The organism is Micromonospora sp. M42 (assembly GCF_000568915.1).
Taxonomy (GTDB): Bacteria; Actinomycetota; Actinomycetes; order Mycobacteriales; family Micromonosporaceae; genus Micromonospora; species Micromonospora chalcea.
Window position 1 is genome coordinate 5,572,190 of the sequence record NZ_KK037233.1, and the last position, 9,807, is coordinate 5,581,996.

At 73.8% G+C, this 9,807-nt stretch carries 11 protein-coding genes; 7 read left to right on the forward strand and 4 right to left on the reverse strand.

Features of this window, described 5'->3' with window-relative positions; translation table 11 throughout:
* Positions 1-142: 142 nt before the first annotated feature.
* From MCBG_RS25695 to MCBG_RS25720, 6 genes are all read left to right on the forward strand, one after another.
* Positions 143-565 carry a roadblock/LC7 domain-containing protein gene (locus tag MCBG_RS25695; RefSeq protein ID WP_043328791.1) on the forward strand — a complete coding sequence of 141 codons (423 nt, stop codon included), beginning with the start codon at positions 143-145 and terminating at the stop codon, positions 563-565.
* Complete coding sequence (locus MCBG_RS25700; protein ID WP_030502282.1) at positions 555-944, forward strand: DUF742 domain-containing protein; 390 nt, start codon at positions 555-557, stop codon at positions 942-944. The genes MCBG_RS25695 and MCBG_RS25700 overlap by 11 nt, the downstream gene beginning before the upstream one ends.
* On the forward strand, positions 925-1,527 hold the full coding sequence (locus MCBG_RS25705; RefSeq protein WP_043328792.1) for a GTP-binding protein: 603 nt from the start codon (positions 925-927) through the stop codon (positions 1,525-1,527). Before MCBG_RS25700 ends, MCBG_RS25705 begins: the two co-directional genes overlap by 20 nt.
* Before the next feature lie 106 nt (positions 1,528-1,633).
* On the forward strand, positions 1,634-2,668 hold the full coding sequence (locus MCBG_RS25710) for a lactonase family protein (RefSeq protein ID WP_176722729.1): 1,035 nt from the start codon (positions 1,634-1,636) through the stop codon (positions 2,666-2,668).
* 178 nt (positions 2,669-2,846) lie between these two features.
* Positions 2,847-4,601: a substrate-binding domain-containing protein gene (locus MCBG_RS25715; RefSeq protein WP_051611375.1), complete on the forward strand. Its 1,755-nt coding sequence runs from the start codon at positions 2,847-2,849 to the stop codon at positions 4,599-4,601.
* A 213-nt stretch (positions 4,602-4,814) separates the two neighbouring features.
* On the forward strand, positions 4,815-6,296 hold the full coding sequence (locus MCBG_RS25720; RefSeq protein WP_043328795.1) for a sugar transferase: 1,482 nt from the start codon (positions 4,815-4,817) through the stop codon (positions 6,294-6,296).
* 10 nt (positions 6,297-6,306) lie between these two features.
* Here the strand turns inward: MCBG_RS25720 and MCBG_RS25725 are convergent, their stop codons facing one another.
* Complete coding sequence (locus MCBG_RS25725; protein ID WP_043328796.1) at positions 6,307-7,437, reverse strand: PP2C family protein-serine/threonine phosphatase; 1,131 nt, start codon at positions 7,435-7,437, stop codon at positions 6,307-6,309.
* Positions 7,438-7,532: 95 nt separating this feature from the next.
* On the opposite strand from MCBG_RS25725, the gene MCBG_RS25730 reads away from it, so the two are divergent.
* Positions 7,533-8,003 carry a MarR family winged helix-turn-helix transcriptional regulator gene (locus tag MCBG_RS25730; protein WP_223201329.1) on the forward strand — a complete coding sequence of 157 codons (471 nt, stop codon included), beginning with the start codon at positions 7,533-7,535 and terminating at the stop codon, positions 8,001-8,003.
* Between the two features lie 48 nt (positions 8,004-8,051).
* Here MCBG_RS25730 and MCBG_RS25735 read toward each other — a convergent pair whose 3' ends face one another.
* The 3 genes from MCBG_RS25735 to MCBG_RS25740 all read right to left on the reverse strand — a co-directional run.
* On the reverse strand, positions 8,052-8,783 hold the full coding sequence (locus MCBG_RS25735; RefSeq protein WP_223201330.1) for a cobalamin B12-binding domain-containing protein: 732 nt from the start codon (positions 8,781-8,783) through the stop codon (positions 8,052-8,054).
* A complete protein-coding gene (locus MCBG_RS34400; protein WP_223201331.1) occupies positions 8,741-9,031 on the reverse strand; it encodes a B12-binding domain-containing protein in 291 nt (96 codons plus the stop codon). Before MCBG_RS34400 ends, MCBG_RS25735 begins: the two co-directional genes overlap by 43 nt.
* Positions 9,028-9,807 (reverse strand): PP2C family protein-serine/threonine phosphatase (locus MCBG_RS25740; protein ID WP_043328797.1); only part of this gene is annotated, 780 nt, incomplete at its 5' end. The genes MCBG_RS25740 and MCBG_RS34400, both read right to left, overlap by 4 nt.

Genomic DNA, 9,807 nt, shown 5'->3' on the forward strand with positions numbered 1-9,807 from the left:
GCGCCACCGACCCGGCCGGTGACGCCGATCCGGCCACCACCGAAAAGCCTGACACCGGTACGCCGTCCGCCACGTCGGGGCCGGCCGTGGAGCCCGCCCTGCCGGTGGCGGAGGACCGAACCGCGACTGAGAGGGACGCCTAGTGGTGTACACGACGCGGCAGAACGCCGATCTCGACTGGCTGCTCGACGACCTGGTGGAGCGGGTGCCCGCCGCACGCCGGGCGGTGGTGCTCTCGGCGGACGGGCTCCTGCTCGGCGCCTCCGGCGACCAGGACCGCAGCGAAGCGGAGCACCTGTGCGCGCTGGCGTCCGGCTTCTCCGGCCTGGCCAAGGGCGCCACCCGGCACCTGGGCGGCGGCGCGGTCCGCCAGACCGTGGTGGAGATGGAGTCGGCCTATCTCTTCGTGACCGCCGCCGGACAGGGCGCCTGCCTGGCGGTGGCGAGCGACGCCGACGCCGACATCGGCCTGGTGGCGTACGAGATGGCGATGCTGGTGATCCGGGTCGGGGAGAACCTGGCCGCGCCGGCCCGCAGCGGCGGGGGGCCGGCCGATGCGCGCTGACTCGCCCGGGCCGCAACACGAGTGGCTGGACGCCGACGCCGGTCCGGTGGTGCGCCCGTACACGCTCACCGGGGGCCGGGTGCGCCCGCCGGTGGACGGCTTCGACCTGCTGGCTTTCGTGCTCGCCACGCCGGACGCCGAGCCGGCCGGCACGCCCGGCCTCCAGCCGGAGCATCGCCGGCTGATCGAACTGGCCCGCCGGCCGAAGGCCGTGGCCGACCTCGCCGCCGACCTGGACCTCGCCGTGGGCGTGGTGCGGGTGCTGCTCGGCGACCTCCTCGCCCATGGCTTCGTCGCGGTGCACCGGCCACCGGCCACCGCGTACCTGCCCGACGACAACATCCTCAAGGCGGTGGTCAGTGGACTCCGTGCGTTATGACCGGGAGCCGGGGGCGCCCCAGGTGCCGCTGGCTCTGAAGATCCTCATCGCCGGTGGCTTCGGCGCCGGCAAGACGACGCTGGTCAGCGCGTTGAGCGAGGTCCGGCCGTTGCAGACCGAGGAGGTCCTCACCGGCGCCGGGCTCGACACCGACGACGTCTCCGGGGTGGAGCAGAAGGCGACCACCACGGTGGCGATGGACTTCGGCCGGATCACCATCAACGACGACCTGCAGGTCTACCTGTTCGGCACCCCGGGTCAGGACCGGTTCTGGTTCCTCTGGGACGAGCTGGCGTTCGGCGCGCTCGGCGCGGTGGTGCTCGCCGACACCCGGCGGCTGGCCGACTGCTTTCCCTCCATCGACTACTTCGAGCAGCGGGGCATCCCGTTCGTGGTGGGCGTCAACTGCTTCGAGGGCTCCCGGCGGTTCGGCCTGGAGGCGGTGCGCGACGCCCTCGACCTGGACCCGGACGTCCCGCTCGTGCTCTGCGACGCCCGGGACCGGCAGTCCGGCAAGCTGGTGCTGATCTCGCTGGTCGAGCACGTGGCGCGGCAGCGCGGCGAGCCGGTGCCGGTGGGCTGAGCCGCCGGCGGCGAATCTCGTCGGCCGTCGCGGGACTGATCGGACGCCTGACCGGGAAGCCTCTGGTTGGATCTGGCGGAGACAGGACCGACGGAAGGTGGGAGCGGTGACCGGGCAGGACGAGATCGTCCACATCGGCGGCTACACGGCGGAGACGGGCGGGCGGGGTGAGGGCGTCGTCGCGGCCCGGCGGGACCGGGCGACCGGCGGGCTGACGCCGCTGGGTGTCGTGGCGGTCACCCCGTCGCCGTCGTTCCTGGCCCGGCATCCGGCGCTGCCGGTGCTGTACGCGTGCAACGAGCTGCCGGACGGCCGGGTCGGCGCGTTCCGGGTGGCGCCGGACGGCGACCTCACGCCGCTGGGTGAGCGCCCGTCCGGCGGGGCCGAGCCCTGTCACGTGGCGGTGGCCCCGGACGGGCGGCACCTGTTCGTGGCGAACTACGGCGGCGGCAGCGTGGCGGTGTTCGGCCTGGACGCCGAGGGCGTGCCGGGGGAGCGCGCCGACCTGGTCCGGCACGAGGGGCACGGCCCGGACACCGACCGGCAGGAGCACGCGCACTGCCACATGGTGTCGCCGGATCCGGCCGGCGGGGCGCTGCTCGCCGTCGACCTGGGCACCGACTCGGTCTACCGGTACGACGTCGACGCCGGATCCGGCCGGCTGACGCCCCGGGAGCCCCGGGTGAGCACTCCGCCCGGCACCGGGCCCCGCCATCTGGCCCGGCACCCGGACGGGCGGCGCGCGTGGCTGGTCGGCGAGCTGGACGCCACTGTCACCGCGTACGACCTGACGCCGGACGGGCCGCGGGAGCGGGCGCGCGTCGACGCCAGCGGGCGGGCCGGGCATGTCCAGCCGTCCGAGGTGAGCGTGGGACCGGGTGGGCGTTTCCTCTACGTGGGCAACCGGGGCGTCGGCACGGTGGCGGTCTTCGCGCTCGACGGCGAAGCGCCGGAGCTGGTGGCCGAGGTCGACACCGGCGGTGAGTGGCCCCGGCACTTCGCGTTCGCCGGTGAGCACCTGTACGTCGCCGACGAGCGGGCCGACATGATCAGGATCTTCCGGGTCGATCCGGTCAGCGGCGTGCCCGAGGTGATGGGGGAGCCGGTGCCGGTGGCGAGCCCGACCTGCTTCCTGCCGTGAGCGGACGGTCACCGAAACGACCGTCCGCAGTGGACTTCATCACTCTGAAATGACTGACCAGTAACTTAGCGTATGAGTTAGGTGATCAACTGTTTCTGCTGCGTAACTTTCGTCCGAACGGTTGTGGTGGTAACCCCACGAGGTACGCAAGATGGTCACCGTGTCTGGCCGCCATCGCATGCGTTCCAACCTCCGTGGAGCAGGCGCCGCCGCTGTGGCGGTAGCCCTGGTCGCCGTCGTGGGCGGCTCCTGGTTCGGCTACCAGCAGCTGGCCGGCCCGAACTGTTCGGGCCGGATCGAGCTGTCGGTGGCGACCGCCCCGGAGATCGCCCCCGCGGTGCGCGGCGCCGCCGACCAGTGGGTCGCCGACGGCGCCGCGGTGGGCGGCACCTGCATCGCCGTCAACGTCTCCTCCTCGGAGTCGGTCGAGGTGGCCGCCGCGGTGGCCAGCAAGCACGGCGCCACGCTCGCCGGAGTCGGGCAGGCCAGCGGCACCGCTGTCACCCCGGACGTCTGGGTGCCGGACTCCTCGACCTGGCTGGTCCGGCTCAAGAGCGGCGGAGCCAGCGCCTTCGCGCCGACGAACGGCGCCTCGATCGCGCGCAGCCCGGTGGTGGTGGCGCTGCCCGAGCCGGTGGCCTCGCGCATAGGGTGGCCGGACAAGAAGCTCCGCTGGTCCGACCTGCTGACCCAGGTCACCGCGAGTAAGCCGCTGCGGGCCGGGATCGTCGAGCCGACCCAGGACGCGGCCGGCCTGTCCGGGCTGCTGTCGCTCACCGCCGCCGCCAGCTCCACCGGCGATTCCGGCTCGCCGAAGGCGCAGGAGGCGATGGTCGGGGCGCTGCGGGCCCTCGCCACGAACCGCTCCTCGCTGCGGCAGGACCTCCTCGCGCGGTTCCCGCGCTCGTCGGACCCGACGGCGATCGCCAACGGGCTGGGCGCGGCGGCGCTGTCCGAGGAGGACGTGATCGCCTACAACAGCACGAAGCCGCCGATCCGGCTGGCCGCGCTCTACCTGGAGCCGGTGCCGATCCCGCTCGACTACCCGTTCGCGGTGCTGCCCGGCATCGAGCCGGCCAAGGCGTCCGCCGCCCGGGTGCTCTTCGAGGTGCTGCGTACGCCGGACTTCAAGGACCGGCTGGCCGCGCAGGCGCTGCGCGCGCCGGACGGCAACTGGGGGCGCGGCTTCCAGGCCCCGACGGGCGCGCCGAGCCCGGCGAACGGCGGCGCGAGCCAGGTGCCGCCGTCCGGTCAGGGCGGCGCGGCCGACCTCGACCCGGGCGCCATCTCGACGGCGACCACCACCTGGTCGGTGGCCACGCAGTCGGGCCGGATGCTCTGCGTCATCGACGTCTCCGGCTCGATGAAGAAGCCGGTCGCGACGGCGAACGGCGCCAGCCGGGAGCAGGTCACGGTGGCGGCCGCGAGCCAGGGCCTCGGGCTCTTCGACGACTCCTGGTCGATCGGCCTGTGGACGTTCTCCACGAACCTTCAGGGCTCGCAGGACTGGAGCGAGCTGGTCGGAATAAAGCCGTTGTCGAGCAACCGGGGGGCGCTGCAGCGCGGCCTCGCCTCGATCAAGCCCTCCAGCGGCGACACCGGCCTGTACGACACCATGCTCGCGGCGTACAAGAAGGTGCAGCAGGACTGGGAGCCGGGCAAGGTCAACTCGATCGTGCTGTTCACCGACGGCAAGAACGAGGACGACAACGGCATCTCGCAGAAGGAGCTGCTGGACCAGCTGAAGAAGCTGAAGGACGACGAGCAGCCGGTCCAGGTGGTCATCATCGGCATCGGCACCGAGGTGAACCGGGCCGAGCTGGAGTCGATCACCAAGGTCACCGGCGGCGGCGCGTTCGTCACCACCGACCCCAGCAAGATCGGCGAGATCTTCCTCCGGGCGATCGCGCTCCGGCCGCCCGCCCCGCGCTGACCTGAAGCTCAGCGCTAGTCTTCCGCCGTACCGGCAAATCCGGTACGGCGGAAGGCTTCCCGGGTCAAGACGCGGGATGAGAACTGACGGTAATGCGTCCGAATCAATCGGTAACCATAATTGTCCAGGCATGATGACCGGGTGCCTCGACCGCGGGCTCCACACCGGAGCCGGGCGGGGACGGGGCGGTCCTGAGCGAAGTGGGGAGGGCCGGTGACCTCGGCGACGCTGTTGACCCCTGCCACGTCGTCGCGACCCGGTGGTGAACGCCCGGGCAAGACGACACGAGCCGCGGAGCGGGCCTACATCCGGGTCCTGGTGGTGCTGGACACCACCGTGCTGGCGGTGGCCATCCTGGTCGGTTACCTGGCCCGGTTCGGCGACGAGGAGCCGACCGGGTCCGAGATCCCGTACGTCGTGGTAGCCCCGGCGCTGCTGCTGGTCTGGCTCGTCTCGCTCAAGGCGATGCGGTGCTACGACGACCAGGTGCTCGGGTACGGCGCGGACGAGTACCGCCGGGTCAGCGCGGCGAGCATGCGGCTGGCCGGCGGTATCGCGATCGCCGGGTACATCGCCGACGTCGGCGTCTCCCGGGGCTTCCTGGCCATCTCCTTCGCCGTCGGCACCGTCGGCCTGGAGGTGGCGCGGTTCGCGGCCCGCAAGCGGCTGCACCGGGCCCGCGACCGGGGCGCCGGCTGGTCGCGCAAGGTGCTCGTGGTGGGCGACACGGCACACGTGCTGGAGCTGGTGCACACGCTGCGCCGGGAGCCGTACGCGGGCTACCAGGTGGTCGGCGCGTGCATTCCGGACGCGCTGCTCGCCCCGGTGCCGCAGCGGCTGGGTGACGTGCCGGTGGTCGGCTCCTTCCGGGGCATCCCGGAGGCGGCCACCGCGATCGGCGCCGACACGGTGGCGGTCACCGCCTCCGGTGAGCTGACCGCGACCCGGCTTCGCCGCCTGGGCTGGCAGCTGGAGGGCACCGGGGTCGACCTGGTGGTGGCGCCGGCGCTGACCGACGTCGCCGGCCCTCGCATCCACACCCGCCCGGTCGCCGGCCTGCCGCTGATCCACGTCGAGGCGCCCGAGTTCCGTGGCGCCCGCAAGCTGGTCAAGGGCTTCGTGGACCGGTCGATCTCGCTGATCGCGCTGCTCGTGCTGGCGCCGCTGCTGATCGTGATCGCGCTCGCCATCAAGATCGACAGCCGGGGTCCGGTGCTGTTCCGGCAGACCCGGGTCGGTCAGGGCGGCGAGGAGTTCGGCGTCTTCAAGTTCCGCACCATGGTGGTCAACGCCGACGCCCTGCTCGCCGAGCTGGCCGCGCGCAACGAGACCGACGGCCTGATGTTCAAGATGCGCGACGACCCGCGGGTGACCCGGGTGGGCCGGCTGCTGCGCAAGTGGTCGCTGGACGAGCTGCCCCAGCTCGTCAACGTGCTGCTCGGCCAGATGAGCCTGGTCGGCCCGCGCCCGCCGCTGCCGTCCGAGGTGGCCCGCTACGACGGCGACGTGGCGCGACGCCTCCTGGTCAAGCCCGGCATGACCGGCCTCTGGCAGGTCAGCGGCCGGTCCGACCTGAGCTGGGAGGACGGCATCCGGCTCGACCTCTACTACGTGGAGAACTGGTCGCTGGCCGCCGACCTGACCATCCTCTGGAAGACGTTCGGCGCCGTGATCAACAGCCGCGGCGCGTACTGAGCGGGCCGGGTCAGGGCTGCGGGCCCAGCCAGTCCAGGCACACCACCACCGCGTCGTCCACCAGATCGCCGGCGACGAAGGCCCGCAGGTCGCCGATCAGCGACCGGACCGCGTCCAGCGGCTCCATCGGCCCGGTCCGGCGCAGGAACCGGTCCAGCGCCGCCTCGCCGTAGCGCCCCTGCTCGGTGGTGGCGTCGATGACGCCGTCGCTGACCACGAAGAGCCGGTCACCGCGCTCCAACTGGAACGTCTGCTCCCGGTAGTCGGTGCCCTCGAACATGCCGAGCGGGAACTGCTCGTCCAGCGCCTGCTCGCTGACCTCGCCGGCCCGCAGCCGCAGCAGACGGGGCGAACCGGCGTCGACCACGGCCAGCGTGCCGGTGGCCAGGTCCAGTTCGACGAGCAGCACCGAGACATGCTGCTGGCCCCGGTGCTGCGCGTAGATCGCCTGGTCGGCCAGCGCGGCCTGATCGGCCAGGGGGAGCCCGGCCCGGCGCGCGTTGCGCAGCGCGTACGTGGCCAGCGAGGCGAGCAGCGCCGCGGCCACCCCCTCACCGAAGCCGTTGGAGACCGCCAGCCAGAGCCGGTGGCCGTCGTCGGACCAGTCGAAGCTGTCCCCGCGCACCGCGTACGCCGGTTCCAGCTGCCCGGCCAGGCTGAACGACGGCCGGATCCGGCTGCGCCCGGGCAGCAGCTCCCACTGCATCTCGGCGGCCAGCGTGAGGCGCCGGCTGCGCCGGGCGGTCCGGTAGATGTCGGTGGTCGCCATGACCGCGCTCAGCTCGTGCCCGAGCACCGTGGCGATGGTGTCCAGCTCGCGGCGCGCGTCCGGGTCGGCCGGCACCGGAGAGACCCGGAGGACGCCCCGGCGTTCGCCGCGCATGCCCACCGGGAACCAGCCCACCTCGTCGGCGATCACCGGCTCCTGGTGGTCGAAGGCGCGCCAGGCCGGGTGACCGGGGCGGGCGAGCGCCTCGCCGTCACCCAGCGGCAGCAGCTCGGCGAGCCGGTAGTCGACCTGGTAGAGCTCGGTGCGGGTGATTCCGTACGTGCGCGCCAGCTCGGCGGCGAGCCGGTCCACGATGAGATCCGTCGGCGCCTCGGTCAGGACCCGGCGCGCGCGGCCCTCCGCTCCGCTCATCTTTGCTCCTTTGCACAGGTCGCCGGGCAGATCCGGGGGGTAGTCTCGGGCCCACCATGACCGAAGAGCCTGGTCCCCAGGGACCTGACACGAGTATGTCCGCCGCCCTGGACGAGGCGGCAGGCACCTTGCTCGCCGTCTGGGAGGCGGCCCGGGAGCGCACCACCAGCCGGCTGTCCAGTGCCCAGTTACGCGCGATCATGGTCGTCGAGCAGTATGACGGCATCAACCTCCGCCGGCTCGCCACCCTCACCGACATGCTGCTCTCCTCCGCCAGCCGGCTCTGCGACCGGCTGGTCGCGGCCGGCATGCTGGAACGCGAGCCGGGCCGCTACGACCGGCGGGAGATCTCCCTGCACCTCACTCCGGAGGCCCTGCGGCTCCTCGCCGAACTGCGCACCGACCGGCGGCGCCGGCTGGAAGCGGATCCTGGACGGAATGAGCTCGGAGGGCCGGGTGGCACTGCTGCAGGGCATGCGCGAGTTCGACGTGGTCGGCCGGCGCGGGGAGGCGACAGCGGCCGAGGGCTGGCCGGTGCTGCAGCCCTCCGGGGAGCGGATCGGTGACCCGGCCCGCCCGTCCGGCGAGCCGCCGGTGGCCCGTACCGCCTGACTTCACCCGCGGACGGCCCGCAGCCGGGCCACCACCCGGGGATGCTCGGTCAGCGCCCGCTCCAGCGTGCCGAGCACCTCGTCCAGCAGCGCCCGCCCGCCCCGGGACGTCAGCGCCTCCGCCTGCCACTCGACGAAGTCCCGCAGCAGCCGGTCGTCGTCCACCCGCACGGCCGCGATCAGCGCGTCCACCAGGTGCGCGATGCCGGTGGCGGCGTCCTCGGCGGTCTCCTCGGGAGGGTCCACCGCGGTCAGCGCGAGCCGGACCAGCTCCCGCCGCCGGTGCAGCAGGGCGACGTACGAGTCGTCGGGCGGCGGTGGTGGCGCGCCGATGTGCGTGCCCGCGGACAGCGGCCGGTCCAGCAGCGCGACGGCGTCCCGGGCGCTGGCGCCCCAGGCCGCCGCGCCGATCGTGGCGGCCCACCGGCCCTCCGGCCCGAAGCCGGGGCCGCCCGCCAGTACCGGCACCCCGGCCGCGCGGCTCGCCTCCACCATCCGCGCCGCCCGGACCAGCCGGTTCGGCTGCACGCAGCTCAGCAGTACCGCGTCCGGGCCGGTCTGGTGCAGGTAGGAGACCAGGTGCCGGGCCGGCACGCTGGCGCCCAGGAACGTCACCCGCCAGCCGGCCGCCCGGACCACCTCGGCGACGATCCGGGCGGCCAGCGCGTGCCACTCGCCCTCGACGCAGGCCATCACCACGTGCCCACGTCGCGGTGCGCCGATCGTCGCGCCCACCGCGCCGACCACGAGTTCGCTGACATGGGTGGCGGCGTGCTCCTGGCCACGCTCCAGGAACCGGTGAGCCAGCGGCGGCCGATCTCCTGCTGCGCCACCGCGACGAGGTCCACCAGGATGTCCGCGACCGGCACGCCGTCGGCGAGCAGTTCCTGCGCCAGCGCGATCGCGCCGGCCCGGTCGGCCCGGTCCAGGTGATCGAGATACGCGGCGAGCGTCTCCGGCCCGATCCGGTGCTCCGGGCTCACCCGGCGGCCAGCGCCAGCATGGCGATGTCGTCGTGCGGCTGCCCGTCCAGCCACTCGTCGACGAGCTGGAGCACCCGCTCCACGAGCGCGGCCGGCGGGAGCCCGGCACCGGAGGCGACCGCCTGGCGCAACCGGTCCTCGCCGAACATGGCCAGCTCGGTCGGGCCGCCCCGGGCCTCGGTCACCCCATCGGTGTACGCCAGCAGCAGGTCGCCCGGCGCCAGCCGTACCTCGGCGTCGACGAACCGCGCGTCGGTGAGCGCGCCCACCGGCATGCCGCCCACCCGGACGGTCTCGATCCCGCCGCCGGCGCGGGCGACGAGCGGGGCGGGGTGCCCGCCGCCGGCCACCCGGACCCGCAGCCCGCCGCCGGGCTCGCGGCGGACCGCGCCGAGCAGGAGCGTCGTGAACTGGGCCCGGCGGGCGGCGTCCGGCGCGTCCAGCAGCGCCCGGTTGAGCAGCTCCAGCAGTTCCCGGGGACGCTGCTCGACGAGGCGCAGCGTCTGCAGCGACTGGCGTACCCGGCCGGTCAGCACTGCCGCGCCGACGCCCTTGCCGCAGACGTCGCCGAGCGCGAGGAGACCGCCCTCGGCGGTGGGGAACACGTCGTAGAAGTCCCCGCCGATGCGCAGGCTGTCCCCGGCGGCGCGGTAACCGCCGGCGAGCGTCATCCCGGGCAGGCGCGGCAGTTCCGGCGGGAGCAGGCTGTTCTGCAGCACGCGCGCCAGGTGGGCCTGCTCGCCGTACAGCTCGGCGGCGGCCAGCGCGGCGCCGGC